This is a genomic window from Synechococcus sp. ROS8604, assembly GCF_014279655.1.
GTDB lineage: Bacteria > Cyanobacteriota > Cyanobacteriia > PCC-6307 > Cyanobiaceae > Synechococcus_C.
In genome coordinates this window covers 2,206,693-2,229,610 of record NZ_CP047946.1, presented here as the reverse complement: position 1 = coordinate 2,229,610, position 22,918 = coordinate 2,206,693, and the positions used below count along the sequence as shown (strand labels likewise).

Here is a 22,918-nt window from a genome sequence, read left to right as displayed (position 1 = left end):
CGCTGCGTTGGGTTCCAGTGCTGCAGCCGGTGCATCGCCGCATGCAGCAGCGTGCTGGTGAGCGCCGCCTCGCTGCTGTGGTTGTTGCGGCAGAGTCCGATGCGGTTGTGGGATGGGGCATAAAACCCCTCCAGACCTGCAGGGAAGTCAGTCGTCCAGCAGCAGCACGTGCGTCTGGCCGGCGCTTTCCACCTGGGTGATCAGGGTGATGCCGGCCGCTGCACTCAAGACTTCTGGCCCAGCTTCGGCTGGGTGCCATTGATCACTCTTTGGATGTTGCTGCGGTGTCGCCAACAGCAGGTAGCCGATGGCCAGGAGCAGCAGGGGGGTGAGGTTTGCACTAAGCCTGTGCTTAGTTAGTCGACTAAGTTGGTTGAAATCAGGAGGGGCGTGGTGAAGCAGGTCAACATGCACGAGGCCAAAACCCATTTATCGCGCTTGGTGGATGAGGCGGCAGCCGGTCAGTCGTTTGTGATCTGCAAGGCGGGTAAGCCGATGGTGCGCGTCACGCCCCTGGTCCAGTCCGGAGATTTGGCCCCGGTGTCCTCGCGGCTTGGTCTTCTGAGGGGCGCATGCTCGGTCCCTAACGACTTTGATCAAATGGGCCAGGAGGCGATTGCCAACTTGTTTGAAGGGATTGCCGAGAGCTGAATGCAGTTGTTGTTGGATACCCACCTGTTGGTTTGGGCCATGGGGGAGCCCGAGCGTCTGGATCCAGCGCTGGTTCGCTTGCTGGAAGACCCCATGAACACACCGGTGTTCAGCGTGGTGAGCCTCTGGGAACTGGTGATTAAACGTGGTCTGGATCGGCCCGACTTTCAGCTGGAGCCCTCTTTGCTCCGCCAGGCTCTATCGGAGGCTGGCTGGCGTGAGTTGCCTGTGGAGGCGCACCACGTTTTGGCTGTGGGGCAGTTGCCGCCGCTGCATCGTGATCCCTTCGATCGCTTGTTGCTCGCCCAGGCGCAGGCCGATGGCCTATTGCTGATCACAGCGGATCAGCAACTTGCGCAATACCCCGGCCCCGTGCGCCGGATGGACTGATCGCTTTCAGGAGATCGTCGACACGGCGAGCTCAGGCGAAGCGCATCTCGCCCGTTGCCAAAGATACGACGGTATTGGGTGTAAGCCCGAGCGGCAAGCCATGCGTCAGCGGGAGGGGCAGCTTGCTGTTCTGATCCAATGGTGTGCACAGTTCACCCCTCAGTTCGGCTGATCGCTGCACTGGTCCTTCAGCTGTCGCCGCAACCAATCGGCGGCAGCGCCGGGCTTCTCGTCGCACCAGTTCTGCAGGTCTCTGGCTTCCTCCTCCAGGGCATCCACGCGATGAGCGTTGTCGAGGTGATCGTCGAGCTCCGGCTGACGGCAGTGCTGCAGCCGGTGCATCGCCTCATGCAGCAGCGTGCTTTTGAGCGCAGCATCGCTGCTGTGGTTGTTGCGGCAGAGGCCGATCCGGTTGTGCGCCGGGGCGTAGAACCCATCCAAGCCAGCAGGGCAGTCATCCAGCAGCAGCACCCGCGTTTGGCCGGCGATCTTCACCTGGGCGATCAGCGTGAGGAGGCCCAGGCCGGCCGCTGCACTCAAGACTTCTGGCCCAGCTTCGGTTCGGTGCCGTTGATCAGCCGCTGGATGTTGCTGCGGTGTCGCCAGAGCACCAGCAGCATCGCCACCAGGGCTACCACCAGATTGGCCGTGCTGCCAGAATCGGCTGCCATCAGAAGCGGCAGGCTGATTGCCGCTAACACGCTCGCCAGTGACACGAGCCTGCTCAGGCTGAACACCGCCATGAACACGCCAAAACTGGCCAGCCCCACCGGCCATGCCAAGCCGAGAAACATCCCTAATCCGGTCGCGACGGCTTTGCCGCCCTTGAAGCCCAGCCAAACAGGCCAAATATGACCAGCCAGAGCGGTCAGACCTGCTAAGACCTGAATCCAATCGCCGAGGCCAAGAGCGCGGGCGATCAAGACAGCGGTGGCTCCCTTGCCAACATCGATCAAAAAGACGACCAACGCAGGACCCTTGCCCACTTGCCGGAGCACATTGGTGGCTCCCGTGGAGCCCGAACCGAGTTCGCGCAGGTCAATGCCTTTGAGCCAGCGACCTGCAAGCCAGCCACTGGGGATCGATCCGAGGAAGTAGCCGAGAAGAAGAGAAAAGAAATCCATCAGAGCAGCTCGTCGTCGTCGTCGTAGATCTCACCGGGGCCAGCCGCAAAGGCAATCCACAGCGGAAACTGAAGCAGGGGGATGTCGACGACGCGCTCAGCGGCATCGATCACAATCAAAGGAACTTCACCGCGTTCTTCCAGGCGGTCGGCGCGCTCCACCAAGGCATCACCCCGTTCAAACAGCACGATGCCGCTGTTTGGACCAAAGTCTTCCCGGCCTAGGCCAAGGGCATCTTGTAATCCGCGCCGCCATTCGCCGAGTCGCTCTGGTTGCCCGGCCAAAACAAGGGTCTGGAATTGATCGCCATAAAGATCGCTAAGGATGGCGATCAGGGCACTCCCTACCAAAACGTTGCGCGGGCGATTCCCTCGACTGGATTGGGCTCCCCGTCCGCCCTGATTGAAGAACCAGTCCTCAAGAAGGGCGATATCGCTGTGGTCAAGACTGCGGCGCAGCTTCCAAGGATCGGCATAAAAATCAGGTTGCTCGGCAAACCGCTCGAGGTTGGTGCGAATCAGGGCTTCATCGGGCCGGAAGGTGTCGGCGACGGCTGGAGTTAGCTCTGCAATGGGGGCCCCTTCCTGGGTGCTAATCGTCTGTTGATCCAGAGGGGAAGGCTGCACCACCACTGGCTGAGACACCAGCTCGAGCTGCTCAACCGACTGCGCCATGCCCTGAAGAGCGCCGCTCAGATACTCCTGGAATCCCTTGACGCGCCGCGCAATGGCATCGGACTGACCGACGAAGCTTCCGGCAATCTCCTGCTCAAGCTGCAGCTTGCGTTGGTTGAGGCTGTTGATGTCTTGTTGCAAGGCATCGCGGCGCTGCTGTAGCTCGGTCAGGGCGAGGCTGATCAAGGCTTCTCCAGCGGAGCCTGAAGTCGTTTCTGCAGAGGTGCCCTCAGCAGAGGTGTCCTCAGCAGAGTCGTCGCTCTGCGGTGCTTCTGGTTCAGGTGACGATGTTTCGGCTGTCTCGTCGGAACGCTCCTGGGTCGTCAGATCGGTGTCGTCAGGCATGGTCTGCTCGTCCTTAAACTATTTCAGCTGATCGCGCGACGCAAGTCGAACCTTCTGTCCAAACGTGTGGAAAGCATTTCGTTTTCGTTACGCCAGCGCCTGAACAAAGAGTTCACTTTCACTCACTCTGGCTCAGGGCTTGGCTTGTTGTAGGGGCCCCACCCGCTGTTCCAGTTGCTCTTGAAGTTCCACTGGATTGAACAGGATGGGAAGGAAATGAATGCTTTTAGTTTCACGGAAGTAAAACAGTCCGGGTAGCCAAGGTGCGAAGAGACGCCAAGCCATCCATTCACTGAAAGGGAAACGGCGTAACTCTTGTTGTCCGCGCCACACCACCAGATCGTCTTCGCTGAATTCAAGTTTCAGGATGTAGGTCTGCACCAGAAGAAACACACCGAACAACCCCACCACAAGGGACGGCCAGGGACTGAGGGGTAAGGGCCAAAGGGCTGCACTCAGCAGAAGAATCACCAATGCCAGCCTGGGGCTTGGGCTGATGATCACGCTGTTGGTCTTTGGAGAGGGTGTCATGGGGTTGCGTAATCAGCCGAATAAGATTGAGGTGAGTAGGACATCCATCAGGGCCACGGTGACAAGGATCATGACCACAGCTCCAGTGGTACTGGTGCCAACCTCTTTGGCACCACCTTTGGTGGTCATTCCCCATCCACAGGCAATCACACCAATTTGAAGACCAAAGACCAACGCTTTGACCAACATGAAGGGCAAGTCATCAGGTTCTAGCCAGGTCCTCACGGCTGTCCAAAACACAGCTGGAGGAATGCTGTAAAGGCTGGTGCTGCTGATTTGGGCGCTCCAGATCGCAACTCCAAAAAACAACAGGCATTGCACCGGTGCCATCACCACCATGGCGATGAGGCGCGGGACCACCAAGTACTCCACGGGATCGGTGCGCAGCATGGTGATCGCATCGATCTGCTCGGTGACCTTCATCGTTCCCAATTGGGCGGCATAGGCAGTGGCCACCTTTCCCGTGAGCAGCGTCGCGGTGAGCAGTGGAGCTATCTCCCTCGCTAGGCCAATGGCGAGAACACCCCCCACGGTGGATCCGGCGCCCATGCTGTTGAGCTCCGCTGTGATCTGAATGTTGAACACGGTGCCTGCCGCTAAGGCCGTGATGATCACGATCAAAAAGCTTCCAGGACCTGCTTCCTGAAGCTGATCAAACAGATCGATCGTATTGATGCGGCCTTTGGTCGTAGCTGAGACAGCTTGTCCGCCGATCAGCAGGCTGCTGCCAAGTCGGTTCAGCCAGCGAGGGGACTTCATTAAGTGGAGATCAGAGAAAAGGCTTAAGCGCTGTGCAGATGAGCGCCGCGATCAGGCCAGCGTCGCATCAACAGAAGCCCGAGCACCACCAACACCGCTGGAATTAGGCCCATGCAAAGACGAATAGCAATCAGTGCTGTTTCAGGCTGTTGGACAGAACTCAAGGCGCCATCAGCTGTCTTCGTTGAGATGTATCCGGTGAGCGAGAGCAAGGTTCCAAACACGCTCATGCTGAGGCCAATGATCAGTTTTTGGCCAAACACCATCCAAGCGGTGTAGAGGCCCGCTGGGCGGGTGGGGTCCGAGTCGATCGCATCAGGAAGCAGGGACCAGGGGATGAGATAGGCCGTTGAGGCCCCCAATCCCACCAGCATGATCAGGCCGATCACGGGGATCAGGGAAAGCACGCTGCTCTCCTGCAGTGGTGAAAGGGTCATGGACAGGAGACAGGCTGCAATCCAAATGCTCGATCCCCAGCCCAATGCCTTAATTCGTCCATGCCGGTTGGACAGCACACTCCAAACCTGGAGACCCACCAAGGCGGCGATATTGAAGGCAAGCAAGAGCAATGTGGCAATTCCAGCTGGAACGTGGATGACTTGGACGAGCCAAATCAGGGCAACCACTTGCATCAGCTGTAGGCCAAACCACAGCAGCAAATAGAGCCCTAGCACCATCAGAAATCTTGAGTTGGAGCGAATGCGCCGCAGTTGTTTCAGCAGGGGCTCTTTGTTGCCACTGGGGCGTTGCGCTTTTTTGGCATAGGGAGCAAGACCCCAGCAGCAAAGCAATGTGGCGAGCGCTGCGATCGTTCCTGAGATTTGTCCCATCAGGAGGTAGCCCCCACTTCCCTCTCTCAAGACGAAAACAGCGATGAGCAACCCGATGGTTCCCGCCAAAATGGATCCGGTAAATCGAGCTGCATTCAGCCGCGTGCGAATCGCCGTATCCGGTGTGAGCTCGGTGGAGAGCGCCGCATAGGGCAGATTCACGCTTGTGTATGCCGTCATCAGCAGGATCGCCATCAGCACGTAATACGCCGTACGTTGCAATGTGCTGCCCTCAGGTACCCACCAAATCGCCGCCAGGCTGATACCCAAGGGCAGTGCTGCCGCAAACATCCAGGGAAGCCTTGGGCCCCATCGACTACTGGTGTGATCGCTCATCCAGCCGATCAAGGGATCATTGATGGCATCCCAAAGTTTGATCACTGTGAGTAGTGAGCCGGCAATGAAAGCTGGCAACCCTGCTGCAGAAGTGAAAAAGGGAAACAGGTAAAACCCCAGCGTCGTGGCTGCTAGTCCGGTACCTGCATCTCCGAGCCCATAGGCGAGCATGAGACGGCGACGGGAGCCCTCGGGGCGAGCTGTTGAAGAGGTCAATCCGAAACATGGGGCACGCGGACCGTCATAATGCTTGGGCACACGACTCAACGGCTGCCATTTTTGGCAAGCAGTTCTGACGTACTAGTGCGGGCGTAGTTTAGTGGTAAAACCTCAGCCTTCCAAGCTGATGATGCGGGTTCGATTCCCGCCGCCCGCTTCCTTGTCTCAGTAAGGGTTTTCAGCTCACCCCCCCCCTTTTTTTTTGTTACTTGCTTTGGGGCTCGCAGCCTTTGCCGGCGCCTGTTTGGCAGTGCCAGGCTATGAGTCGCAACATTTCACCAAACGTCTCACATGCCGGCGGCCCGTGATTGGGAGGTGACGATCAGGGCCGTCGTGTCTCACGCGCTGTCTCAAAGGGGCTGGACGGTGCTGAATCACCGTGGTCATGCGCGTCTGAGCATTGCTGCTAGTGCTGATGGGGGCAAGCGCCGCCAGGTGCTGCTGCCGATCCCCTTGGAGTGCGACCAGGTCGATCAGATCCGCGACGCCGTGGTGTAGGTCTACGACGGGTCTGCCGGCACCACATGAACCACGTGCTCGGTGCCGTGGATGTGACGGTCCCGCCGCAGAACGCCAAGCAGCTGCTGGAGACCCTGGCTCGGATCTGGGCGGACAAGCCGGGCGGGCGCACCCGCCAGATCCAGATTCAGTCGACCTCCGCCCTGCTGCGTTGGGCTGTGGCGGAGCGGCGGCTTGGTGAGGACTGGGAGCCGCCTCAGGACTTGGCGGTGTTCGTGGGGCGATCGCGTGCCGCCAAGGCGATCACGACACCCCTGGAGGTTGAGCACCTTTTTGCCTTTCAGCTGATGGCGACCTATGGACTGCGCCCAGAGGAGCTCCAGCATCTGCAGATTCGCCAGGGCCGGCTTTGGTGCACGTATGAGAAGTTCGCCTCCCGCGGCAAGACCCGTCCCAGAGTGTTGAGGCCTCTGCCCTGTGACGACTGGGCAGGCGGCTGGCGCCTGGAGGAACGCTTCCCAACCCAGGAGCTGCCGCCCATGCAGCCTGGTCCTGGTCTGGGCGGTGGCTATGTGGGCCATTACCTGATGAATCGACCGCTTTGGAAGGAGTTGCGGCGTGAGTACGAGGCCAAGGGCGAGAAGCTCGTGCCCTACTCCTGCCGGCACGGCTACGCCCACCGCGCCCACGTGATCTGCAACCTGCCGCCCAAGGTGGTGGCCGCGGCGATGGGCCACAGCGTGCAGACCCATCTAGCGGCCTACAGCTGCTGGCCCATGGTTTACGTGCTCAGAGCTCAGCGCCGTAATGTCGCACGGCCTGAGAGAACCCGATCAACCCTTGTTCCTCCAGGGTTACCAGGTACTCCTCGACTGCTTTGGGTGGGTTCTTGAGGCTCGCTCGGTGCTGCCGCATCGCCATGCCGACCCGTTCGGTATCCAGGTTCAACTGATCCAGCAGAAATGGGTCGGGATGGCAGGTGCCAATGCCATAACTCGCTAGGGCGTGATCCGGGAAATCGCCCGGGTTGAAGGTGAGGATCAGATCGGCACCGCACTGGATGGCGGCAGCCAAAACATGGCGGTCATCCGGATCTGGTAACTCCAGAGCTGGAATCAGGGGCTGATAGCCATCCACCAGCGCATCACGCACGTGAGCATTCATCAGCGCGCGGGTCCGCTCCTACTGCGCTCTGGAGTGATCAGACCGGTTCCGCAGCACAGCGTTGATCTACTCGTCGTGAATCTGGTTGCTCCAGCGGGCCCGGTAGAGATCCGTTAGCGCCAGGCGCATCAGCAGATCGCGGAGTGGCGCTGGATAGAGCACACAAGCGTAGAAGACGACGGTGAAGCAACTAATCTTAGTAGCCCACACCCAACTCCTGGGCCTGAGCAGCCAGCTCATCGAGGGCCGCGGCACGCTGCTGATCGATGGCGTGCTTGTAGGCCATCAAGTCGGCTAGGCGGATGCGCCGGTGGGTGCCGACCTTACGGAAGGAGATCTCCCCTTGCTCCAACCGCTCGACCAGAAAGGGCCGCGACACATTCAGCAGATCAGCGGCCTGATGGGTGGTCAGCTCGGCGTGTACGACACCAGCGTGACGGCATTGCCCTAGGCCATCTGCACCAGAATTCCCTGCAGCAACTCCAGCACCGCAGCCGGGATCGGGACGGATGCGCGCTGGCCATCTTCCATGTCTAGGGAGAGGCAGGCTTGACGCAGGCCATGGCTGGCACGGAAGCCGGCGAGATCGCGCAAGCTCGCCCTTGCGGCCTCAGCCGTAGGGATCACAGGCTCAATGGAGCTGGGGAGAGCGAAAGCTATGGGCAGGAGTAGGGAAAGGCCATGTGAACCGTAATCGAAATAATCGCAATATTTGCAGCATCTGCAAGGGCGATAGGTTCGCGTGTCCTGTGCCTGCTGAGGCCCTGTCCAGAGCCGATGGCCTTGCTCAGCCTTTCATTGGCTCAGCAGCCCCTATCGGGTGGCGACCATGTACGGCCATGCCCCGTACAATAATGAGACTGCTTCCTTGTGTGCCATGTCGCCGGTCGAGACCACGCTCCATGCGGTGATCGAAGCGATCGATGAGCCCCGCTCGGCTCGGATGGATCAGCGCACCAAGCCCTCGGTGAAGGCCAGCATTGAGGCGGCAGCAGACCTGATGGGCATCGAGGCCTCCGCCTTTGTGGTGATGTCGGCGTATGCACGAGCTCAGGAGATGCTCAGGGGGAGGCAGCAGACCCTGCTCAGCCAGGGCGATCACCAGGCCCTGCTCGCCGCCCTCGACGAAGAGACCACACCAACCCCCGCCCTGCTGGAGGCTTGGCAGCTGCACCAAGACCTTGTTGTGCGCTCCTGATCCGGTGTTGTTTTGGATCGAAGCCTTTGACCATGGCTTGCACGACACCAAGGACTTCCGCTGCGGCAGCGACAGCCAGGACAACTTTCTGCGCCGCACCGCCAAGCGCCAGCAGCGTGATGGCTACACCCGGCTCTACGTCGCCACTGACGCCGCCCAGGCAGGCAAACCTCGGGTCTGCCTGGGCTTCTACGCCATCAATGCCCATGCCATTGGCGTGGCCGACGTGCCTTCCGCTGCTGCCCCGCGGGCACCGCGCTCGAACCTGATCCCAGGCGTTTTTCTCAGCCACCTTGCTGTCGATGGGAGACAGCAGGGCAAGGGGCTGGGGCGCATCCTGCTGGTGGATGCCATGCAGCAGTGCCAACGGGCTGGGCAGATCCTGGGTGTGCGGCTGATGTTGCTCGATGTGGCGGGCACTGCTGGAGAAGCGGAACGCGATCGCCTCCACAGCTTCTACACGTCGATGGGGTTCCGGCCCTTGCCAGGCCGACCGGAACGGTTATTCCTCTCTCTGAGTTCCCTCCCACCTCTGCAATCGGGCGGTTTAGGCATCAGAGGCGCAGATGCCGCCGGCTCCACCCTGTGATGGTGGCCTCCACATTCTCCAGGTGCCCCTGCAGGGGACCGCGTCCCTGGGTGCAGCCCCAACGCCTGTAGTGCTCACCCCGGGCAGTGCAGGCTTCTGCCGTCGTGACCCAGACCCGCTGGCGGGTTGGCGTTGTGGCGGTTTCCATCAGCTTCCTGCCAGCTGGGCACGGCAGCGCTTGAGGGTGTCGATCAACCAGGAGCGGCGATAGCTCTTGACCTGGCGCGGGGCCCCGTCAACAAACTGTTGGTGGCGAGGGGGTTCTTCTTTGAACTCCTCGCGGTAAGCCCTGGCAACGAGCTTGCCGGCTGCGCAAAACTGGCTCGCGGCAGCGCTTGCTGGAACACCTCCAGCCAGGCATCCCCCAAGGTGAGCTCCTCGTCAGTCGGGGCGCCGAGCAGCAATCCCGAGCTCGCGGTCAGCACGTTGCTGCGCACGATGTCCTTGAACAGGAGCTGATCGCGTTGATCCCGGCCGCTGAGCCGCTCAAACAGACCGAGCCGTCGGTTGTGCGACGAGAGATCGGCGTGCCGTTCCAGCTGCGGGAGACCAGAGCGGGGTGATCCACCGAGGCGAGAGGTACAGCTGCATGGGATGACGTGTTTTTGCTGTTCATCGCTCTGAAAGTGGTGTGACGGGTGGAGCCTCCCCTGTATCAGTGGCACCACCACGGCGCGCCCGAAATACAGGGAGCTCCTGAAACGGGTGGATGGCCGCTCCGTCTCCAAGGTCATTGCCACCCGCTGGGATCGGCTCTCCCGGTCCGCATCAGAGACCTGCCGCCTGGTGGATGTGTTCGCAGCCGATGGTGCGCCCGAGCTGGTGCTGCTGGATGATCCGATGGACCTGACCACGATCGGCGGCCGGATGCAGCTGCGGCTGCTGGGGGTGATCGCCCAGGGGGAGGTGGAGCGGCTGCGGGAGCGCTCCGCTGCAGGGAAGGCACACCGGAAGGCCAAGGGGCTGATTGATGTCGCCCCGTTCGGCACTCATGTGGTGGGCGGCCTGCTCCAACCCGATCGGCGTCCTTACATATGTCTCCTCGAAAGCAGGGCCGAGCTCACCCGGGCTGACCTGCTGCTGGAGGCCTTCAGCCAGGCCGCGGCCGCCGGATCAATGCACTCGGCATGGCGTCATCTAGGCAGCACCTACGGCGTCTGGTTGGACCGTGCCGGCATGAGGCGGCTGCTGCTGAATCCAGCGCTGCGGGGGGCCAGGGTCGGCAAGCGGAATAAGACGGCGGCCACCTGGGCCGATGTGGTGGAGGGAGCCGGGGGCGAGCCCCTGATCGCTCCAGAGGAGCACCAGAAATTCGAGGCAATGATCCGCGGGGCGATGGCGCGGCGGAACACGGCCGACAAGCGGGTGCAGCACGTCCTGGCCAGCAAGGTGATCTGCGGCCACTGCGGCACGTTGATGGGGCGCGGCACCGTTACCCGGTCAGACCATGGCCGCTACTTCTGCCGCAATGAGGAGTGCGAATGGCTGATCCCTCGACGCCGGCGCAACTCCATCCCGGAGCGCCCCCTGCTCGAAGCGGTGCTGGAGGCCATGGCGGGCCAGGCCGATGTGGTGGCTGCAGCAATGGAGCGGCAGGCCCGGCGCCGGGATGAGGCGGTGGCCAGTGCTCCGGAGGTGCAGAAGCTCCAGGACGACCGGCAGCGGTACTTGGGGTATCTGGCCAACGGCGATCCAGTGCAGACCGTGATCGACACCCTGGATCAACAGATCGCAGCCCTGCTCGAGGCCGGCTCCAGTGAAGGGGGCCACCTGCTGGAGCTGCGGGCATGGGCACTGCGCCGGCAGCGGGTGATCGGGGTGTTCCCCCCAGGCGGTGGAGAGATGGTGCCTACCAGTGAAGTGGAGGTCACCAGTGAGGAGCAGGCGGTGGCTACTGCACTGCGGCAGTCATGGGAGCGGAATGCCCGATCAGCAGCGATCAATGGCGAGGCCGGCATCGGCCCGGGCATCTGGCAGGAGATCAGGGACCTGCTGCGGGAGGCCGTCGTCGAAGACAAACGGCTCGTCCGAATCGAGCTCAATCTGTAGATCCCGCTGCAGCAGATGGAGCGCACCACCGAGGTGGCTGATGCCTTCGGGGAGGTCGTACTGGCCGAGCAGTTGCACCGCCCTGGCGATGTCCAGGTGCTCCCCCAGGGATCGCAGCATCCGCAGCGGTGACTCTCAGCGCTCAGTCTGGTCAGGCCAGACAACCTGATCCGCTTCACCCCGCAGCACCTGGCAGGCCATAGCCAGCAACGTCTCATCAGTGGTGTCGTTGGCCAGCTCGGCGATCGATTGCTGGAGGGATTGGATGTCGGTCATGGTCTGAATGCGGGATCCACCAGCGTCACTTGTGCACCCCCGAGATACCGAGGCGTATGTCCTGAGGCTCAGACCCTATTGCTAACTGGGAGTAAACCCACCAGATAGGCGACGCACTGCCCACCAACGCCCCATCCCCATGCTCCGCACCACACTCACCGCCATCGCCTCCGCTGCTGCCCTCCTCGCCGTCAGCGAGCCCATGGATCCACCAGTGGCCATGGCCGACACCGTGAAGGACTGCCTTTGCGTCCTTTCCAGGCATGACGACGCCATGCCACGGGAGGAATTCCGCTGTGACTTCACCCAGACAATGGGCGGCGCTTATGTCGACAGCACTCGCTGGGCGTTCATCTTTCCCCACTCCGAACAGGACAAGACCTTCAACCGTCAAAACACCAAGGACTTCATCCGTTGGACCCGTGAAGGGCAATACACGCTGACCCTTTTCCAAAGCGGCGAGAAGCCGAACGAACCCGGCGGGTTCTGACGTCCAACGTCCAACCCTTCAAGGGCTGGTCCATGTGACCGGCCTTTTTTATGCCATGTGCCCCATTGCTTTGGGGTATCAATGCCATCGGCTGATGGTCACCAGCCCCTTCTGTGCCGATCACAATAAGGTCACACAATCTTATCAATGCAAGGCCGGCGAGAAGAGCTAAGACCCTGGAATTGAGAGCTACACCATAGACCTTTCCTGGCGTAGCGGATTGGAGGCTACGGCTGCCTCCTTTCCCTGAATTTCTGTTAACACGCATGCCTATACAGGCAGACCAAGAAGTTCTTAGGCCTTCATGACAGGTTCTTCGATTGAGCGTAGGCTTCTAGATAGAACTGAATGGCACACTCGGCCAGTTAGCTTGTTCCGCTTGGCCTACACACTTTCCTCAAGCCAATGTCACGAAAAGGATGTATCCCCTTAATTTATTCTCTTGAACGCTTCAACCATTGATACGACGCATCCCTGGACAAAAGCTGATAAATCAATGTATGTAAAAATTTTGCGCTTGCAAAGGCACAGAAAGGATGCCAATTATCTGTTTTCTTGATATCCGCATGATCCACTACTCCTTTAATCACAAGCCAAGTCACTCTGCGAAGCGCAGAACTACATATCTCGGCGGCTGATGCAACACCATAAGACTCCATATCAATGCCGTATAACTTTGAAGTCTTCTCCAGCAAATTACTCACATAACCAGAATCCTTAACCACGAAACTACCAGCGGCCATTGTGCCAACATGAATATCTGGCTTCACAGATGTCTTTACAGGCATCGGATAACACGCAGCAATTTCATCAAATACAGCTTCATCCTCGAGTACTGATTGAACAAATTGAAGCACCCAATGCTCTTGCCTAATTGATTGCTGAAAGGGAATGATCAAGCCTTCCCTATACGTTCCCGCCGTATGATCGAAAACCTGACTTGCGACGACCAGGTCGCCTAGCCTGGTTAATCCTTTCACCCCAGCACATATTCCAGTCATGACAATTAATGATGGATTCCATTCGACGATTGATCGAGCAGCAATGACAGCCGCCGAGACTGGGCCCATGTCAACAGACTGAACAGCCGCTATGTTTATTTGCCTATCGCCATAATTCAAGGATCCAAGATAGTAATGAATACCATCTCTGGTCACCCTCTCAAAGTCTATTCCGAAACAATCTTTAAGTGCTTTCTTTTCTTCGGAAAGGGCAGTGATCACGACAAGATCGACCTTCGTCTCGATAAAGGGCATGAGTGGATACGCGTTTTCCAGCATTATGAACGGCCTCTTCAATCGCTACAGCGGCCCACAAATCACCCACTCAGCATCCGCCCACAAGATCACCTGCACACGAAGCACGACATCAGTGCAAGACTTCTACGAATAGCGCGACGCAGATGAGGCGAGTCAGCCAAAAGGCTGCAACCTCGACAGGAGTTACACGTCCAGGCGTCTTACTGAAGTGTATTTGACACTCGTACAAATCACTAAGGATTAAGCATCCGAGATAGGGCTACAGCGCATGGGAGGAATGAAATTGCGTTCGGGAAGCAAAGAAAAAACCTCACCACCGATGAGCAGGGCGATCATGACGATTGAAAGCTCATCAGTTAAATCATTGGCTTATGTTGGCGACTGAATTTCTCAGGCAAGAACTTCACTATCCACGCTGGAGGAATAGTTGGAACAGAACTGGTCTTACTGCTGCCAACGTCGCGTTGACCAGTGGCCTCCTCGATCTTTTTCCTTCTTGGCTTGGTTGCGATTCAACATCTCGCCGTAGCCAAAGCCAGTGGTCGGCTCGGGGTCGGCGCTATCCAGCGGCGGGGTGCCAGCCCAGATGCCGGGAACGCCGAGGGCGGGGATGCCGGCCGTGAGCCAGGCGCCGAGCTTCTTTCCCCCTGACTCATCCAGAACGATGTCGATGGAGGGGTTGGCTTTGATCCGTGCCCAGTAGTCATCATCCCCGGGCATCCGGAGGGCCACGATCCGCTCCGGGATCCCGGCGGGGTGCTCGTACTTGGCGATGCGGCCGTTCTTTTTCGTCCGGGGGTGATCCGGCTTGAAGACGACGAAGCCGGTATCGGAATGGCAGCCGTTCTGCAGGTCAACGCCATGGCAGGCCCAGCCGCCGAGGGCCAGGGTGTCGCGGTTGTTGAGCAGTGCCCGGACGGCGCGGGTGGCGTACTGCTGGCCATGGGCACCGGCCTGCTCGAGCCGATCACCAATCAGCAGCTCATGGACTGATTCGCCGGCGTAGCTCTGGACGTTGGCGCGGACGATCGCCTCAGCCACACCACTGCCGCGGGTCCACTCCTCGAGATGCCGGGGGAGCAGCTCCTCCTCCAGGTCAAAGTCAATGGGCAGGCGAGGGGAGACCACCGGTCAGGACCACCTCCGTGCATGGGTAGATGCCGTGTCATCTACAAGCAAGTGATCAACACGAAGGGAGGCCGCCTTGTTGAACTCTGGATACCACTCATCAACGATCGCCGCGGCCTGACAGTGGCGAGCCCTCGGTGGATATTTCTGGCTATTGTTGGAGTGTCTCAAGGGTCTTTACGGGTCCTGGTGGTGGTTCAGCTCCGTGGTTGGTCGCCGGGAGAGCTGGATCGCTGCGCTTACTTGCTGGACAGCACAACGTCGTTCTCGAGGGCCCAGAGGGCCAGTGCTTCACGGATCACTCCAGACGCACCGGCGGTGGTGCCATGGCCGTGCTTTCTGACGTTCCGGATCCAGGAAGGGGGGAGGGTGACGGAGAGCTTCTGAAAGGTTTCAGCGGGCTCGAAATCGGAGGGACGTGTCACCTTGCGGTGGTAGCGATTGGTCATGTGAAAAGACTAGAGAGGTTTTCTCAACAAGCAGCCTTATTGCGAAAAAAAAGGCCCCTCGAGTGAGGAGCCGGTAGGTCAGAAAGGAGTGGCCGATGAATCAGTGCCTTCCTTTTTCTTGGCCTGTTCGACATAAAGAACCCAGTCAGGATCAGTGTCTTTCTCTTTAAAACCATTCGGCCAGATGGAGTAACGGATGGAGCCGTTACCGCCGGAAAGGTATTTCTTTCCGTCCTTGGTTTCGTTTGTCCAGAGGCTGCTGATCTTGACCCTGGGGGTCTGTTCTTGATTGGCCATGGTGTTGTGAATAGAGGTGGACATGGAGGGGCCTTACATCGGCCTCAGCAGAATCCGGAAGTGCAACCTTTGGCCCCTGGTGACTCGGACCGAATGCCCCGGAGTTAATCGCCCCAGCTGGCGCGTTCTGCATCCCGAATGCGGACGAGGCATTCCCGCCGCAACCGGAGCAGTTGCATCTGTTCTGGTGATGCCGGCCCCCTGCAGCCGGCGAGCCGTGCATCGATCTGCTGCAGCTCGTCTTTGAGGTGCCGGAGTTGTTGGCTAGTCATCAGGCCGCGCCTCCTGCCAGCGGCTCGAGGTCAGACCATGCGCTTGGTTCTTCGGGATCCAGGCCCCGCATCTCGGCCAGATACCGGCGGCTGGCGTTGTCGAAGATGAGCAGTGCATCCTCGAGCGATCGGACCCGGGGGAAGCGGTCCAGCTCGTAATCCAGGCCAACAGGTTTCTGCAGATCCGGCTCGAACAAAGAGCCGGCCCATGACTCCCAGCACCACATGGCGATCGACTGGCCGCCAAGGGTGATGCCAAAGCCCATGCCCATGTAGCCCTGCTGCTCCGGGTTGGAGACGGTGGGCACCACCACAAGCTCAGTGCGATGGGGGGTGTCAACGAATTCAGCAGACCAGCCGCGGGCAGCCGCAGCGGATGCGATCACCTTCAGTCGAGGGTCAGTCATTTGCCCCCCGCTGCGGGATACCAGTCGTCCAGGGTTGCGATAGCGCCGCCCCAGTCGGAAGTTGCGTCTTTGATCTCCCGCATGGTGGTGCGGGCCAGGTGGACTTGAGCGAAGAGCTTCCGGGCCCCCATCTCGACCATTTCGTATTTGTGCTGGCGATCGAGCACCTCGGCCAGGTGCTTCATGTGCAGGTCAGCCCCATCGGCCCCCCAGCCGCAGGAGTCATGGGGGTGCAGCACCTTGTCTCTGAGCTGCAGGTAACGCAGCACGATTGCGATTTCTTCCAGGCTGTGGAAGTCATCCAGTGCGGCGGTGACCGCTCTATTCAGCTCAGCGCCATTGGCGAGCTGTTGCTTGAAGTCGGCAGTGGTCATTTCGATGCCTCCGTGGTGGTGATGTGTTCGATCAACTGGAATGCGGTCTCTTCCCAATCGGGGCCGCCCAGAAAGTGCGTGAGGTTGTCCTGCGCGATCTCGAGGGCCAGTGCTGACAGGCGCGGCTCCTGCTGGATCAGGGACGTGGCGGTGATGACGTGCCGGGTGGCCTGCAGGGCGTCGAGCAGGGGGATCTGAATCCCGTCTCCGACGTCGAGGGTCTGGGGGAGGTTCATGCGGCCTCCTGCCAATTGGCCTGAATGGCGTCGAGCATTTCCGCCACGAAGTGGTCAGGGCAGCCCAGGTCCTTCTGCATTTCGGTGAGCTCGTCACTGATGAAGCTCCAGGCCTCGCTCATGCGATCGCGATGGGCCTGCGTGGCCATCTGCCAAGTCATGCGCCCTCCTGCTGCAGGCGCAGGGTCATCAGGTCATGGCCCTCCCGGGTGAAAAACGTTTCACGCTCTTGGGGGGACATCTTTTTGAACATCTCGAACTCACCGTCTTGGGCTTTCTTGAGTTCTTGATGGGCCTGCTTAATCAGCCAGATGATCTGGCCGGTGAGGGTGCGGCGGTGATGTGCCGCCAACGCGGTCAACTGATCCGCGATCTCCACCGGCATCGCTAGATGCATTCGGTGGGTGGTCTTTGTGCTGGTTACGATGTGATCCTGTGGTCACCGGAGCTGGGGCTGTTTGTTGCCGTCAGCGACAGCGGAATCGGGAATCGGGTGATGACCTCAGCGGATGGGCGCAGCTGGAGCCTGCGCCAGACGCCAGCTAATAACAACTGGACCTGGGTCTGCTGGGCACCAGAGCTTGGCCTGTTGGTGGCGGTCGCCAGCAGTGGCACGGGCAACCGGGTTATGACCAGCAGCGATGCCCTCACCTGGACAGCCCGCCAGGCTGACGCGGATCAGGAGTGGCGCCCCAGCCCTCAGGATCCCTCTCGGATGCCGGCACCACCTCTCCCTGCAACCGCCACGTCTTCCTCCAGTTGTAGAGGGTGACCACGTGAATGCCCAGCTCTGCTGAAATCTGGGCCACGCTCTGCCGCTGTGGCGGACTCATTCGCCTTCTCACATCAGCTTTGACGGCTTCGCTGTAGCGACGCATAGCTCTGCTCCATCAAGCCCCCTTGGTGATCGAAATGGAGAGGTGTCAACTTTCCTGGCAGAGGGGGTCCAAGCCAACAAACACTGACCCCAAGAGCACACCCAGAAATCCAGCCAAGGACAGGATGCGCGCCAAGCCAGTCAATGCCATAATCGTGGGATCCCTGATAGTGTCGGAATGACTTCCCCAGCACTCTTCAGCCGCAAATTCGTCGAGCAGTCCTACTGGAAAGCCCGGCGCCAATTACTAAATTCTGACAGCTTTCATACAAAAACCTGCGCCTGTAGCGAATGCAAATCTCCGACCAATCTAGATAGCGCTGAAAGCGGGGCCACAAATCTGCAAAGCGGATCAGACTTCAATGACGAGATTTTAATCAGCTCAACCTTTGGAGATATAACAAAAGATTATATCGATTGGCCAAACAATGATACATTAACTTACACAATATGGGACAAAGAAAGAGATACAAAACGCGTTACAACTAACCAACATAGCAATGAAGCGGAACAACTTATTAACGATACTTTTAATGAAGTCGATGATGCAATTGAGCTTGATTTTGAAACTACAGATAACGTAAAAGATGCGGAAATTGTAGTTGTTTCTGTTGATCGCTACTCTCCATGGGGTCCGCCACGGCTTGGAGTCGTCGGCCAAGTTGTTGAAACTGAAAATCGTTGGTTCGTGCTCTGGAAAGACACGTCACCTGGAACAGATGAGTTAAACGATTTCGATCAAAATACAATCACTCATGAAATTGGTCATTCATTGGGCCTTTCTCACCCAGGAGAAAATCCTAATAATCCTAATTACAATACCGTAGAAGATACTGTTATGTCTTACAACAGCCTTGGCGGCGAATGGGGAACTGAGTTTACTGAAAACGATTACGATGCCCTTGAAGTTATTTGGGGCGCTGAAACTGTATTATAACAAATGTTGCACTCTAAACTTGGTTAATTTAAAAAGAACCTCTAATTAATATTATTTTAATCAGGCTTATATCTATCCACAATTTTTAAAGTAAAATATCACTAATACAATCAATAATTTCAAAAATTAATAATTTTATATAGCTACAACAGTGGCTACTTAATATTGCTTACTTTCATGCCAGCACAGCAGCTTAATAATTAGTTTTTAAGTACTTCACAAACGCACTCTCAAGTGTTTGCTCATCTGTGGATCAAATCAATCACGCTGATCACCAGACCAACGGTGATCACCGGCGGTGAAATCCAGCGCAGCATCACCAGCAGAAAGCGCTGCAGCCAGATCGGACTCCCCGAATGACTGAGCTCCTTCTGAAAACGGGCGGGGAGCACCCAACCCAGCAACAGGGCCAGGAGCAAGCCCCCCAGGATCAGCATCAGGCCCCCAAACACGGAGTCCATCCAGCCGAGAACCTCCATGGAGGTGGACGCTGGAAGACCGGCCACAAAGATCAAGGCAGTGGACAACCAGACGGCCCGGGAGCGGCTCCACCCCAGGCGATCGATCAAACAGGCCACCGGCACCTCCAACAGTGACACCGCTGAGGTGATCGCTGCAATCAGGGCCAGAGCAAAAAAGAGCACCGCCACCAGCTGACCTGTGGCGCCCAGCGAGCCCAGGCCCGTGGGCAGCGCGATGAAGATCGTGCCCAGGGTGGAGCCACTGATCACATCCTGGAGGCCAAAGCTCATCACCACGGGGAAGGTGACCATGCCGGCCAGCAAGCCCACAGCGGTGTCCATCCCCACCACTTCCACGGCTTCCCGGGGCAGGTGGGCGCGCCGGCTCAGGTAGGCCGAATAGGCCAGGATGCAGCCGATGCCCGTGCCAATCGAGAAGAAGGCCTGGGTGAAGGCTCCGCCAGCGGCCAGCAGCACCGCTTCCGGCGCGGCAATGTCCCAGTCTTTGGGGGAGGTGCGGCCCGAAAGGGAGACATACAAATCGGTTTCGCCCCGCAGGATCGCGCCAACCTTGCCGCCTACGCTCCCGCGGGCGAGGCCCTGGGCCACTCCAAGTGAGCCCATCAGCGGCTCCTGGCGATCATCACGGTGGCTGCGGCTGATGACCGGGATCAACTCAGGCAAGCGTGCCCTGCTGCTGAAACGCACCGGCTGACGCTCCCCAGTCGGCGACTCGCACCAGGCCTGGGAATCACCAGGCTCGGCAGCGACCAGCCCGAACCAGAGCTGATCGAGCTACGGAAGCAGAACCACCCCGAGGACGGGGCGCTGCTGGTGGATCAGGGCGAGGTGAACGGCGTATTCGCCGGTGCCCTGCAGGAAATCCATGGTGCCATCAAGAGGATCAAGGATCCAGAGCCACTCGGCATCGACGTTGCGCATCATGGCCAGGATCGATGCTCTCTACCTGGAGGATCCCTGCAGCGGTAGCCGCCGGCTGGTCGAGTACCTGGCCAGGGAAGGCATCCCGATTAGCCGCGATCGGGTGCGAAACCTCATGCGCTCCCAAGGTTTAAGGCGCGATTGACCAAAAACCCCGCACCACCGTGCCAGGCGAACCATCCGAGCGATTTCCCTGTCTGGTGGACCTCAAGCAGGTCAGTGCAGCGGACCAGTTCTGGGCGACAGATATCACCTACATCCCGCTGCAGAAAGGATTCCTCTACCTGGTGGCGATCGTGGATCTGTTCTCCAGAAACGTGCTCAGCTGGAAGCTCTCGAACAGCCTTGACACGGAGTTCTGTTTCGATGCCCTGGAGATGGCATTGGCAGGTGGTCGCAAGCCAAAGATCTTCCACTCCGATCAGGGCTGCCAATTCACCTCTTCTGACTTTGTGGCGAGACTGCAAGCAGAGAACATCAAGATCAGCTGGTCAGGTAGGAATCGCTGCTACTACAACATCCTGTTGGAACGGCTTTGGCGCATAGTCAAGTACGAGGAGGTGTATCTGCATGCACACAGCGATGTCTGGGAGGCTGAGATCAGCCTGGCCCGATTCCTCTGGAGGTACTGCCATGTAAGGTCACACAGCTCTCTGGGAGGCAGAACTCCCCATGAGGTCTACATTGAAATCGAACCCTGTTTCTCCCGCCCAGAGTTAACGATGTCAGGGACCAGAACTGTCCAATAAAAGTCACCTACCACAGTGAGGGTAGTGATCGCCGCAGTAGTCGCGGTGTGGAAGCAGGGATGAGACCACCATCATAACTTTAAGCAGGTGGAGCGCCTCAGTTTCTTGAAGCACCAAGATCAGCGATCGCCGGATACGATGCTGCATTTACAGCCACGGAATCGTAACACTCACACGAAGGTTAGATCAGCGCCGCATCGTTCTCCCGAATCGCTTGGCTGTTGCTTATACACCTCTTTCGAAAGGAGATCAGCTTGCAGATGTCGACGCCGGCTATGTGCCGGCAGTAAAAATCTTCCCTGAGTGCGCTACGCTCCTCCAACCTGACGGCGGTTCAGGCTCGTTTTGCTTTAAAATAGTTATTAACTGTATCAGAAGCTCCCAACAACGATAGATCCGTACACGCTGCACTGGCAAGCCAGACGGGCCTGGAGATCGCCGTCGGCCAGGACATCAAGCATGATCGCTTCACTTTCCGTCGGGGGTGAGAGTTTTTCTCCGCCGGAGGTGATCCGCACCAGGCAGGTGCCGCAGGAGGCCGAGCGGCAGCCCATCAGCACGGGAGTGTTGAATTCATCGCAAATCTCCATGAAGGTGCGGCCGACACTGGTGGTTACCACCAGGCCGGTGTCTTCGAAGGTGATAGTGATGGGTGACGTGGTGGCCATAAAAGTAGTTTAAACCTTGGCTTCAAGCAAGGATAAAGGCCTCAGTGAGGTTTTCCTGCTTGAGGATATCCTTGTAGCGATGTAACAGATTGCCGAGGCTAGCGACGTCATACTCGATGCCGATCGCCTGTCGAATGCGCTCGTATTGCTGAGAAATGTAGCGCCAGCGCTTCTGCGTCAGCAGGCCGGCGTCGAAAGGGGGTAACTTCTTGGGCCATTCCATCTGGGCCCAGGATGAAAATAGGTCATCAATATTATTTAGCTTATCGGAAAACTCTTGATGCGACATTGCCATCTCTAGGGTTTGCTTGCAAAAATAAAAGGGGATGGTCAAACATCCTTTGCTGTACGCCTCTAACATTTCTGGAAAGACGAGAAATTGGCCCTTAATGTAGTCCTCCATGGTCATCCTCATTAGCTCACGTATGAACGCTTGCGCTTCAGGACGTGCCGCCTGGTAAAGCGTAAGGCCGATATCGAAAGATGTGGTGTAGTGGCGGGCCTCATCATGGAGGTGGCCCTGATTGATATTGTAGGCCAAAGGCTCGTAGTTAAATTTTTCTGGATCTACAAATAGGTAAGACTCTCCCTGCTTTAGCTCGACGTTGGCCGCGAACCGTGTCAATAGCCAGAGTCCTCCTAGACCGAGGCTCTGGACATCTTCGGCAGGGAGAAGTCGCATGGCATCCCCAATCAGGAAATGCTGGGTGCGGTAACGAAACCCACGGCCTTTCTTCTTCATTTCGTCTAGAAGTATTTGCAAGCCCTCAGGTTTGTGCAACAACTCTAGAATATGCGAGCATTCTTCACTCAATCTGAACTGAGTGTCAACAGAATTGTAATCATCTTGTGGGATGGAGCCAACCATGCCGAGGAAAAAGCCAGGGGCTTCAAATGGCTCCTCCGACCTTGTCTCCCTAGCGACCATGTTGTATACGGAGCGGAAGGTCCAAATATGGTCCATCTCCTCGCTTGTTTCCTGATGGAGAATCATATATTCATCGGAGTAAGGCTCAAAAGATTTTTCGGCAGCCGCCATATTGGAGACTAGGGCCTGCGATTCACTGTTGGCCACAGTCTTGTAGAAATTGGCGAAAAAGCAGGCCGTCAGAATGGCGATCTGCCGATTGCTCAGTGATTTGAGATACTCGCATCGCTGGATTGGAAAAGGCATCATGCTGGGATTGGCGTAGATAGCGTCGCCAACGATTCCCTGTTTGCCAAGTGCAATCCCAAGGAACTTCAGTTCCATCGGTTCTACGTGAGCCCTTTCGAACAGTCGATTTTGTATTGCTGTCAACTTGCTATCTAGGGCGACGCTTGTTTTTGCGGAAATAACGGTAGTCACAACTTTCGATCGTAAGAATGGGAAATCTAGTGGTTTGTTGTTCATATAGCAACAGCGAAGCGATCGTAAAATTTTTGGCTGCGCTGACGTCGGCGTCGGCAGTGCGCTTACTCTGTGCGTGCCCATCAATGGACTTCAGTCAACCCCGGCCACATCGGCCAAAGCTGACGATACCCCTTATCCCGATGCCGCCACCAGCGCCTGTTGTTGAGATTACATATATGCTAGAGGCTTGAGCAGGTTGTGCGTGGTCGCGAACACATACCACCCGCCTCAGTATCAGTCATGAAAGAGACCAAGTTCAAAGGCTCTTCTTAGGTTTCTAATTGTTTGAGAAAGCTTTTAATATTCAGCAGAAAGCTCAAGAGGAACATTAAGGACTTCCTCTCTTGATCACTGAGACCTGTTGCACTGCAGGTGATCTGGATTT

At 58.0% G+C, this 22,918-nt stretch carries 44 protein-coding genes, 1 tRNA gene and 4 pseudogenes; 20 read left to right on the top strand and 29 right to left on the bottom strand.

The features are described from left to right. Window positions 1–17: 17 nt before the first annotated feature. Genes SynROS8604_RS12090 through SynROS8604_RS12070 form a run of 5 tightly spaced genes read left to right on the top strand, consistent with a single transcriptional unit; the run spans window position 18 to window position 1,213 of the window. Window positions 18–200, top strand: coding sequence for a hypothetical protein (locus SynROS8604_RS12090; RefSeq protein ID WP_186544178.1), 183 nt, complete (start codon window positions 18–20; stop codon window positions 198–200). Beyond that, window positions 169–360, top strand: a complete 192-nt coding sequence (locus SynROS8604_RS12085; protein ID WP_186544177.1) for a hypothetical protein — start codon at window positions 169–171, stop codon at window positions 358–360. The genes SynROS8604_RS12090 and SynROS8604_RS12085 overlap by 32 nt, the downstream gene beginning before the upstream one ends. A gap of 33 nt (window positions 361–393) precedes the next feature. After that, complete coding sequence (locus tag SynROS8604_RS12080; RefSeq protein ID WP_186544176.1) at window positions 394–651, top strand: type II toxin-antitoxin system Phd/YefM family antitoxin; 258 nt, start codon at window positions 394–396, stop codon at window positions 649–651. Beyond that, a complete protein-coding gene (locus tag SynROS8604_RS12075) occupies window positions 652–1,041 on the top strand; it encodes a type II toxin-antitoxin system VapC family toxin (RefSeq protein ID WP_186544175.1) in 390 nt (129 codons plus the stop codon). It abuts the gene before it with no gap. Then, entirely contained in the window at window positions 1,004–1,213 is a 210-nt protein-coding gene (locus SynROS8604_RS12070) for a hypothetical protein (protein WP_186546097.1), read from the top strand. The genes SynROS8604_RS12075 and SynROS8604_RS12070 overlap by 38 nt, the downstream gene beginning before the upstream one ends. Here the strand turns inward: SynROS8604_RS12070 and SynROS8604_RS12065 are convergent. The 6 genes from SynROS8604_RS12065 to SynROS8604_RS12040 all read right to left on the bottom strand — a co-directional run bounded on the left by SynROS8604_RS12065 (window position 1,201) and on the right by SynROS8604_RS12040 (window position 5,811). After that, a complete protein-coding gene (locus SynROS8604_RS12065) occupies window positions 1,201–1,581 on the bottom strand; it encodes a hypothetical protein (RefSeq protein ID WP_186544174.1) in 381 nt (126 codons plus the stop codon). The two genes, SynROS8604_RS12070 and SynROS8604_RS12065, sit on opposite strands and share 13 nt — an antisense overlap. After that, a complete protein-coding gene (gene plsY / locus SynROS8604_RS12060; protein ID WP_186544173.1) occupies window positions 1,578–2,165 on the bottom strand; it encodes a glycerol-3-phosphate 1-O-acyltransferase PlsY in 588 nt (195 codons plus the stop codon). The genes SynROS8604_RS12065 and plsY overlap by 4 nt, the downstream gene beginning before the upstream one ends. After that, window positions 2,165–3,184 (bottom strand): DUF3086 domain-containing protein, encoded by a 1,020-nt coding sequence (locus SynROS8604_RS12055; protein ID WP_186544172.1) that lies wholly within the window; start codon window positions 3,182–3,184, stop codon window positions 2,165–2,167. The genes plsY and SynROS8604_RS12055 overlap by 1 nt, the downstream gene beginning before the upstream one ends. Window positions 3,185–3,316: 132 nt before the next feature. Then, window positions 3,317–3,715: a DUF3119 family protein gene (locus tag SynROS8604_RS12050; RefSeq protein WP_186544171.1), complete on the bottom strand. Its 399-nt coding sequence runs from the start codon at window positions 3,713–3,715 to the stop codon at window positions 3,317–3,319. A gap of 12 nt (window positions 3,716–3,727) precedes the next feature. Further along, complete coding sequence (locus tag SynROS8604_RS12045; RefSeq protein WP_186544170.1) at window positions 3,728–4,474, bottom strand: ABC transporter permease; 747 nt, start codon at window positions 4,472–4,474, stop codon at window positions 3,728–3,730. A 23-nt stretch (window positions 4,475–4,497) separates the two neighbouring features. Beyond that, window positions 4,498–5,811 (bottom strand): MFS transporter, encoded by a 1,314-nt coding sequence (locus SynROS8604_RS12040; protein WP_186545966.1) that lies wholly within the window; start codon window positions 5,809–5,811, stop codon window positions 4,498–4,500. Between the two features lie 134 nt (window positions 5,812–5,945). Between SynROS8604_RS12040 and SynROS8604_RS12035 the strand changes: the two genes are divergently transcribed. From SynROS8604_RS12035 to SynROS8604_RS12025, 3 genes are all read left to right on the top strand, one after another. Then, a tRNA-Gly gene (locus SynROS8604_RS12035) sits at window positions 5,946–6,016 on the top strand. A gap of 134 nt (window positions 6,017–6,150) precedes the next feature. After that, window positions 6,151–6,357, top strand: coding sequence for a hypothetical protein (locus SynROS8604_RS12030; protein ID WP_186544169.1), 207 nt, complete (start codon window positions 6,151–6,153; stop codon window positions 6,355–6,357). Next, the gene (locus SynROS8604_RS12025; RefSeq protein ID WP_186544168.1) at window positions 6,318–7,211 is read left to right on the top strand and encodes a hypothetical protein; all 894 of its coding nucleotides are present in this window, start codon (window positions 6,318–6,320) and stop codon (window positions 7,209–7,211) included. The genes SynROS8604_RS12030 and SynROS8604_RS12025 overlap by 40 nt, the downstream gene beginning before the upstream one ends. Here SynROS8604_RS12025 and SynROS8604_RS15525 read toward each other — a convergent pair. The 3 genes from SynROS8604_RS15525 to SynROS8604_RS16285 form a co-directional block, all read right to left on the bottom strand. Continuing rightward, window positions 7,108–7,482 carry a PIN domain-containing protein gene (locus SynROS8604_RS15525; RefSeq protein ID WP_222930106.1) on the bottom strand — a complete coding sequence of 125 codons (375 nt, stop codon included), beginning with the start codon at window positions 7,480–7,482 and terminating at the stop codon, window positions 7,108–7,110. The genes SynROS8604_RS12025 and SynROS8604_RS15525 overlap by 104 nt on opposite strands. A gap of 66 nt (window positions 7,483–7,548) precedes the next feature. After that, window positions 7,549–7,692, bottom strand: coding sequence for a hypothetical protein (locus SynROS8604_RS15520; protein ID WP_222930105.1), 144 nt, complete (start codon window positions 7,690–7,692; stop codon window positions 7,549–7,551). Then, the gene (locus SynROS8604_RS16285; protein ID WP_370586590.1) at window positions 7,679–7,834 is read right to left on the bottom strand and encodes a hypothetical protein; all 156 of its coding nucleotides are present in this window, start codon (window positions 7,832–7,834) and stop codon (window positions 7,679–7,681) included. The genes SynROS8604_RS15520 and SynROS8604_RS16285 overlap by 14 nt, the downstream gene beginning before the upstream one ends. Between SynROS8604_RS16285 and SynROS8604_RS15510 the strand changes: the two genes are divergently transcribed. Continuing rightward, on the top strand, window positions 7,793–7,933 hold the full coding sequence (locus tag SynROS8604_RS15510; RefSeq protein WP_222930141.1) for a hypothetical protein: 141 nt from the start codon (window positions 7,793–7,795) through the stop codon (window positions 7,931–7,933). The two genes, SynROS8604_RS16285 and SynROS8604_RS15510, sit on opposite strands and share 42 nt — an antisense overlap. Here the strand turns inward: SynROS8604_RS15510 and SynROS8604_RS15505 are convergent. Next, complete coding sequence (locus SynROS8604_RS15505; RefSeq protein WP_222930103.1) at window positions 7,930–8,109, bottom strand: hypothetical protein; 180 nt, start codon at window positions 8,107–8,109, stop codon at window positions 7,930–7,932. The two genes, SynROS8604_RS15510 and SynROS8604_RS15505, sit on opposite strands and share 4 nt — an antisense overlap. A 250-nt stretch (window positions 8,110–8,359) precedes the next feature. Here SynROS8604_RS15505 and SynROS8604_RS12010 point away from each other — a divergent pair, with 250 nt between their 5' ends. Genes SynROS8604_RS12010 through SynROS8604_RS12000 form a run of 3 tightly spaced genes read left to right on the top strand, consistent with a single transcriptional unit; the run spans window position 8,360 to window position 9,480 of the window. Next, the gene (locus tag SynROS8604_RS12010; protein WP_186544167.1) at window positions 8,360–8,680 is read left to right on the top strand and encodes a DUF1778 domain-containing protein; all 321 of its coding nucleotides are present in this window, start codon (window positions 8,360–8,362) and stop codon (window positions 8,678–8,680) included. After that, on the top strand, window positions 8,664–9,269 hold the full coding sequence (locus SynROS8604_RS12005; RefSeq protein WP_186544166.1) for an N-acetyltransferase: 606 nt from the start codon (window positions 8,664–8,666) through the stop codon (window positions 9,267–9,269). The genes SynROS8604_RS12010 and SynROS8604_RS12005 overlap by 17 nt, the downstream gene beginning before the upstream one ends. Continuing rightward, entirely contained in the window at window positions 9,247–9,480 is a 234-nt protein-coding gene (locus SynROS8604_RS12000) for a hypothetical protein (RefSeq protein WP_186544165.1), read from the top strand. Before SynROS8604_RS12005 ends, SynROS8604_RS12000 begins: the two co-directional genes overlap by 23 nt. On the opposite strand, the gene SynROS8604_RS11995 is transcribed toward SynROS8604_RS12000, so the two are convergent. Further along, a complete protein-coding gene (locus SynROS8604_RS11995; RefSeq protein WP_222930102.1) occupies window positions 9,461–10,003 on the bottom strand; it encodes a hypothetical protein in 543 nt (180 codons plus the stop codon). The genes SynROS8604_RS12000 and SynROS8604_RS11995 overlap by 20 nt on opposite strands. On the opposite strand from SynROS8604_RS11995, the pseudogene SynROS8604_RS16280 reads away from it, so the two are divergent. Beyond that, window positions 9,975–10,172: pseudogene (locus SynROS8604_RS16280) on the top strand (recombinase family protein); the annotation flags it as partial. The gene SynROS8604_RS11995 and the pseudogene SynROS8604_RS16280 sit on opposite strands and share 29 nt — an antisense overlap. A gap of 234 nt (window positions 10,173–10,406) precedes the next feature. On the opposite strand, the gene SynROS8604_RS16040 reads toward SynROS8604_RS16280, so the two are convergent. Continuing rightward, window positions 10,407–10,673 carry a hypothetical protein gene (locus SynROS8604_RS16040; RefSeq protein ID WP_255445041.1) on the bottom strand — a complete coding sequence of 89 codons (267 nt, stop codon included), beginning with the start codon at window positions 10,671–10,673 and terminating at the stop codon, window positions 10,407–10,409. Between the two features lie 77 nt (window positions 10,674–10,750). Between SynROS8604_RS16040 and SynROS8604_RS16035 the strand changes: the two genes are divergently transcribed. Together SynROS8604_RS16035 and SynROS8604_RS16030 are read left to right on the top strand one after the other, a co-directional pair. Next, window positions 10,751–10,882, top strand: a complete 132-nt coding sequence (locus SynROS8604_RS16035; RefSeq protein ID WP_255445040.1) for a hypothetical protein — start codon at window positions 10,751–10,753, stop codon at window positions 10,880–10,882. 4 nt (window positions 10,883–10,886) lie between these two features. Further along, window positions 10,887–11,318, top strand: coding sequence for a hypothetical protein (locus SynROS8604_RS16030; protein WP_255445039.1), 432 nt, complete (start codon window positions 10,887–10,889; stop codon window positions 11,316–11,318). Window positions 11,319–11,453: 135 nt separating this feature from the next. On the opposite strand, the gene SynROS8604_RS11985 is transcribed toward SynROS8604_RS16030, so the two are convergent. Together SynROS8604_RS11985 and SynROS8604_RS11980 are read right to left on the bottom strand one after the other, a co-directional pair. Further along, window positions 11,454–11,594: a hypothetical protein gene (locus SynROS8604_RS11985; protein ID WP_186544163.1), complete on the bottom strand. Its 141-nt coding sequence runs from the start codon at window positions 11,592–11,594 to the stop codon at window positions 11,454–11,456. 81 nt (window positions 11,595–11,675) lie between these two features. Next, complete coding sequence (locus SynROS8604_RS11980) at window positions 11,676–11,816, bottom strand: hypothetical protein (protein ID WP_186544162.1); 141 nt, start codon at window positions 11,814–11,816, stop codon at window positions 11,676–11,678. Here SynROS8604_RS11980 and SynROS8604_RS11975 point away from each other — a divergent pair. Then, window positions 11,815–12,084, top strand: coding sequence for a hypothetical protein (locus SynROS8604_RS11975; RefSeq protein ID WP_186544161.1), 270 nt, complete (start codon window positions 11,815–11,817; stop codon window positions 12,082–12,084). The genes SynROS8604_RS11980 and SynROS8604_RS11975 overlap by 2 nt on opposite strands. Window positions 12,085–12,518: 434 nt before the next feature. On the opposite strand, the gene SynROS8604_RS11970 is transcribed toward SynROS8604_RS11975, so the two are convergent. From SynROS8604_RS11970 to SynROS8604_RS11925, 10 genes are all read right to left on the bottom strand, one after another. Beyond that, complete coding sequence (locus SynROS8604_RS11970; protein ID WP_222930101.1) at window positions 12,519–13,340, bottom strand: hypothetical protein; 822 nt, start codon at window positions 13,338–13,340, stop codon at window positions 12,519–12,521. 447 nt (window positions 13,341–13,787) lie between these two features. Next, window positions 13,788–14,471: a DUF3854 domain-containing protein gene (locus SynROS8604_RS11965; protein WP_186544159.1), complete on the bottom strand. Its 684-nt coding sequence runs from the start codon at window positions 14,469–14,471 to the stop codon at window positions 13,788–13,790. 239 nt (window positions 14,472–14,710) lie between these two features. Beyond that, window positions 14,711–14,920, bottom strand: coding sequence for a hypothetical protein (locus SynROS8604_RS11960; protein WP_186544158.1), 210 nt, complete (start codon window positions 14,918–14,920; stop codon window positions 14,711–14,713). 78 nt (window positions 14,921–14,998) lie between these two features. Next, window positions 14,999–15,241, bottom strand: coding sequence for a hypothetical protein (locus SynROS8604_RS11955; protein ID WP_222930100.1), 243 nt, complete (start codon window positions 15,239–15,241; stop codon window positions 14,999–15,001). Between the two features lie 80 nt (window positions 15,242–15,321). After that, complete coding sequence (locus SynROS8604_RS11950; protein ID WP_186544156.1) at window positions 15,322–15,489, bottom strand: hypothetical protein; 168 nt, start codon at window positions 15,487–15,489, stop codon at window positions 15,322–15,324. Next, window positions 15,489–15,896, bottom strand: a complete 408-nt coding sequence (locus tag SynROS8604_RS11945; RefSeq protein WP_186544155.1) for a hypothetical protein — start codon at window positions 15,894–15,896, stop codon at window positions 15,489–15,491. The genes SynROS8604_RS11950 and SynROS8604_RS11945 overlap by 1 nt, the downstream gene beginning before the upstream one ends. Then, window positions 15,893–16,270: a hypothetical protein gene (locus tag SynROS8604_RS11940; protein ID WP_186544154.1), complete on the bottom strand. Its 378-nt coding sequence runs from the start codon at window positions 16,268–16,270 to the stop codon at window positions 15,893–15,895. Before SynROS8604_RS11940 ends, SynROS8604_RS11945 begins: the two co-directional genes overlap by 4 nt. Further along, complete coding sequence (locus tag SynROS8604_RS11935; protein WP_186544153.1) at window positions 16,267–16,506, bottom strand: hypothetical protein; 240 nt, start codon at window positions 16,504–16,506, stop codon at window positions 16,267–16,269. Before SynROS8604_RS11935 ends, SynROS8604_RS11940 begins: the two co-directional genes overlap by 4 nt. Further along, window positions 16,503–16,667, bottom strand: coding sequence for a hypothetical protein (locus SynROS8604_RS11930; RefSeq protein ID WP_186544152.1), 165 nt, complete (start codon window positions 16,665–16,667; stop codon window positions 16,503–16,505). Before SynROS8604_RS11930 ends, SynROS8604_RS11935 begins: the two co-directional genes overlap by 4 nt. After that, window positions 16,664–16,891: a hypothetical protein gene (locus SynROS8604_RS11925; protein WP_186544151.1), complete on the bottom strand. Its 228-nt coding sequence runs from the start codon at window positions 16,889–16,891 to the stop codon at window positions 16,664–16,666. Before SynROS8604_RS11925 ends, SynROS8604_RS11930 begins: the two co-directional genes overlap by 4 nt. Window positions 16,892–16,897: 6 nt before the next feature. On the opposite strand from SynROS8604_RS11925, the gene SynROS8604_RS11920 reads away from it, so the two are divergent. Further along, window positions 16,898–17,278 carry a hypothetical protein gene (locus SynROS8604_RS11920; RefSeq protein ID WP_186546095.1) on the top strand — a complete coding sequence of 127 codons (381 nt, stop codon included), beginning with the start codon at window positions 16,898–16,900 and terminating at the stop codon, window positions 17,276–17,278. Between the two features lies 1 nt (window position 17,279). Here SynROS8604_RS11920 and SynROS8604_RS16025 read toward each other — a convergent pair. Beyond that, window positions 17,280–17,339: pseudogene (locus tag SynROS8604_RS16025) on the bottom strand (hypothetical protein); the annotation flags it as partial. A gap of 222 nt (window positions 17,340–17,561) precedes the next feature. On the opposite strand from SynROS8604_RS16025, the gene SynROS8604_RS11910 reads away from it, so the two are divergent. Then, window positions 17,562–18,320, top strand: a complete 759-nt coding sequence (locus SynROS8604_RS11910) for a zinc-dependent metalloprotease family protein (protein ID WP_186544150.1) — start codon at window positions 17,562–17,564, stop codon at window positions 18,318–18,320. Between the two features lie 242 nt (window positions 18,321–18,562). Here SynROS8604_RS11910 and SynROS8604_RS16275 read toward each other — a convergent pair. Beyond that, window positions 18,563–19,237 (bottom strand): annotated as a pseudogene (locus SynROS8604_RS16275) (sodium-dependent transporter); the annotation flags it as partial. Window positions 19,238–19,279: 42 nt separating this feature from the next. Continuing rightward, a pseudogene (locus SynROS8604_RS16270) lies at window positions 19,280–19,669 on the bottom strand (inositol monophosphatase family protein); the annotation flags it as partial. Window positions 19,670–19,724: 55 nt separating this feature from the next. On the opposite strand from SynROS8604_RS16270, the gene SynROS8604_RS16015 reads away from it, so the two are divergent. Both SynROS8604_RS16015 and SynROS8604_RS11895 read left to right on the top strand, forming a co-directional pair. Beyond that, a complete protein-coding gene (locus tag SynROS8604_RS16015) occupies window positions 19,725–19,868 on the top strand; it encodes an IS3 family transposase (RefSeq protein ID WP_255445038.1) in 144 nt (47 codons plus the stop codon). Between the two features lie 19 nt (window positions 19,869–19,887). Next, window positions 19,888–20,472: an IS3 family transposase gene (locus SynROS8604_RS11895; protein ID WP_255445037.1), complete on the top strand. Its 585-nt coding sequence runs from the start codon at window positions 19,888–19,890 to the stop codon at window positions 20,470–20,472. A 371-nt stretch (window positions 20,473–20,843) separates the two neighbouring features. Here the strand turns inward: SynROS8604_RS11895 and SynROS8604_RS11890 are convergent, their stop codons facing one another. Both SynROS8604_RS11890 and SynROS8604_RS11885 read right to left on the bottom strand, forming a co-directional pair. Then, entirely contained in the window at window positions 20,844–21,140 is a 297-nt protein-coding gene (locus tag SynROS8604_RS11890) for a 2Fe-2S iron-sulfur cluster-binding protein (protein WP_370586513.1), read from the bottom strand. A gap of 22 nt (window positions 21,141–21,162) precedes the next feature. Beyond that, window positions 21,163–22,392 (bottom strand): hypothetical protein, encoded by a 1,230-nt coding sequence (locus SynROS8604_RS11885; RefSeq protein ID WP_222930099.1) that lies wholly within the window; start codon window positions 22,390–22,392, stop codon window positions 21,163–21,165. Window positions 22,393–22,918: the final 526 nt, after the last annotated feature.

What these genes read in the sequence shown, in the direction of transcription:
- SynROS8604_RS15525 (WP_222930106.1), bottom strand. Translation starts at nt 7,482, where the DNA reads ATGAATGCTCACGTGCGTGATGCGCTGGTGGATGGCTATCAGCCCCTG.
- SynROS8604_RS12030 (WP_186544169.1), top strand. Translation starts at nt 6,151, where the DNA reads ATGCCGGCGGCCCGTGATTGGGAGGTGACGATCAGGGCCGTCGTGTCT.
- SynROS8604_RS12045 (WP_186544170.1), bottom strand. Translation starts at nt 4,474, where the DNA reads ATGAAGTCCCCTCGCTGGCTGAACCGACTTGGCAGCAGCCTGCTGATC.
- SynROS8604_RS12000 (WP_186544165.1), top strand. Translation starts at nt 9,247, where the DNA reads ATGCCGCCGGCTCCACCCTGTGATGGTGGCCTCCACATTCTCCAGGTG.
- plsY (WP_186544173.1), bottom strand. Translation starts at nt 2,165, where the DNA reads ATGGATTTCTTTTCTCTTCTTCTCGGCTACTTCCTCGGATCGATCCCC.
- SynROS8604_RS11925 (WP_186544151.1), bottom strand. Translation starts at nt 16,891, where the DNA reads ATGCCGGTGGAGATCGCGGATCAGTTGACCGCGTTGGCGGCACATCAC.
- SynROS8604_RS11970 (WP_222930101.1), bottom strand. Translation starts at nt 13,340, where the DNA reads ATGCCCTTTATCGAGACGAAGGTCGATCTTGTCGTGATCACTGCCCTT.
- SynROS8604_RS12050 (WP_186544171.1), bottom strand. Translation starts at nt 3,715, where the DNA reads ATGACACCCTCTCCAAAGACCAACAGCGTGATCATCAGCCCAAGCCCC.
- SynROS8604_RS11960 (WP_186544158.1), bottom strand. Translation starts at nt 14,920, where the DNA reads ATGACCAATCGCTACCACCGCAAGGTGACACGTCCCTCCGATTTCGAG.
- SynROS8604_RS11935 (WP_186544153.1), bottom strand. Translation starts at nt 16,506, where the DNA reads ATGAACCTCCCCCAGACCCTCGACGTCGGAGACGGGATTCAGATCCCC.
- SynROS8604_RS11945 (WP_186544155.1), bottom strand. Translation starts at nt 15,896, where the DNA reads ATGACTGACCCTCGACTGAAGGTGATCGCATCCGCTGCGGCTGCCCGC.
- SynROS8604_RS11890 (WP_370586513.1), bottom strand. Translation starts at nt 21,140, where the DNA reads ATGGCCACCACGTCACCCATCACTATCACCTTCGAAGACACCGGCCTG.
- SynROS8604_RS11995 (WP_222930102.1), bottom strand. Translation starts at nt 10,003, where the DNA reads ATGACCTTGGAGACGGAGCGGCCATCCACCCGTTTCAGGAGCTCCCTG.
- SynROS8604_RS11980 (WP_186544162.1), bottom strand. Translation starts at nt 11,816, where the DNA reads ATGGCCACTGGTGGATCCATGGGCTCGCTGACGGCGAGGAGGGCAGCA.
- SynROS8604_RS16035 (WP_255445040.1), top strand. Translation starts at nt 10,751, where the DNA reads ATGGCTGATCCCTCGACGCCGGCGCAACTCCATCCCGGAGCGCCCCCT.
- SynROS8604_RS11885 (WP_222930099.1), bottom strand. Translation starts at nt 22,392, where the DNA reads ATGGAACTGAAGTTCCTTGGGATTGCACTTGGCAAACAGGGAATCGTT.
- SynROS8604_RS11955 (WP_222930100.1), bottom strand. Translation starts at nt 15,241, where the DNA reads ATGTCCACCTCTATTCACAACACCATGGCCAATCAAGAACAGACCCCC.
- SynROS8604_RS11910 (WP_186544150.1), top strand. Translation starts at nt 17,562, where the DNA reads ATGACTTCCCCAGCACTCTTCAGCCGCAAATTCGTCGAGCAGTCCTAC.
- SynROS8604_RS11940 (WP_186544154.1), bottom strand. Translation starts at nt 16,270, where the DNA reads ATGACCACTGCCGACTTCAAGCAACAGCTCGCCAATGGCGCTGAGCTG.
- SynROS8604_RS16015 (WP_255445038.1), top strand. Translation starts at nt 19,725, where the DNA reads ATGGCCAGGATCGATGCTCTCTACCTGGAGGATCCCTGCAGCGGTAGC.
- SynROS8604_RS11950 (WP_186544156.1), bottom strand. Translation starts at nt 15,489, where the DNA reads ATGACTAGCCAACAACTCCGGCACCTCAAAGACGAGCTGCAGCAGATC.
- SynROS8604_RS11930 (WP_186544152.1), bottom strand. Translation starts at nt 16,667, where the DNA reads ATGACTTGGCAGATGGCCACGCAGGCCCATCGCGATCGCATGAGCGAG.
- SynROS8604_RS12040 (WP_186545966.1), bottom strand. Translation starts at nt 5,811, where the DNA reads ATGCTCGCCTATGGGCTCGGAGATGCAGGTACCGGACTAGCAGCCACG.
- SynROS8604_RS12055 (WP_186544172.1), bottom strand. Translation starts at nt 3,184, where the DNA reads ATGCCTGACGACACCGATCTGACGACCCAGGAGCGTTCCGACGAGACA.
- SynROS8604_RS11920 (WP_186546095.1), top strand. Translation starts at nt 16,898, where the DNA reads ATGCATTCGGTGGGTGGTCTTTGTGCTGGTTACGATGTGATCCTGTGG.
- SynROS8604_RS11985 (WP_186544163.1), bottom strand. Translation starts at nt 11,594, where the DNA reads ATGACCGACATCCAATCCCTCCAGCAATCGATCGCCGAGCTGGCCAAC.
- SynROS8604_RS12010 (WP_186544167.1), top strand. Translation starts at nt 8,360, where the DNA reads ATGTCGCCGGTCGAGACCACGCTCCATGCGGTGATCGAAGCGATCGAT.
- SynROS8604_RS11975 (WP_186544161.1), top strand. Translation starts at nt 11,815, where the DNA reads ATGGCCGACACCGTGAAGGACTGCCTTTGCGTCCTTTCCAGGCATGAC.
- SynROS8604_RS12075 (WP_186544175.1), top strand. Translation starts at nt 652, where the DNA reads ATGCAGTTGTTGTTGGATACCCACCTGTTGGTTTGGGCCATGGGGGAG.